General features: G+C 61.0%; 1 protein-coding gene. It reads right to left on the bottom strand.

All coding sequences use genetic code 11. The features are described from left to right. Window positions 1–249: amino acid permease (locus J5M56_RS26045; protein ID WP_207938194.1), on the bottom strand; the 249-nt coding region annotated here is incomplete at both ends.

Genomic DNA, 249 nt, shown 5'->3' with positions numbered 1-249 from the left:
GGTAGGGCACCAGAATCATCGACGAGGCGAGGTAGATCAGGCTGGTATAGGTGCCGGCCGAAAACAGGGTGATCAGCAAGAACCCCTGGATCATGCAGTTGGTCAGCCACAGCGCATTGGCAGGCACCTGGTTGGCGTTTTCCCGGCGCAGGAACTCCGGCATCGTGTGGTCCTTGGCCGCAGCGAACATGATCTCGGCGCACAGCAACACCCAGGACAACAGGGCGCCGAGCAGCGAGATGATCAGCC

It is taken from the genome of Pseudomonas sp. 51_B, assembly GCF_017491595.1.
Taxonomy (GTDB): Bacteria; Pseudomonadota; Gammaproteobacteria; order Pseudomonadales; family Pseudomonadaceae; genus Aquipseudomonas; species Aquipseudomonas promysalinigenes.
Note: the sequence above shows the minus strand (reverse complement) of the source record. Positions and strands in the feature narration are given on the sequence as shown.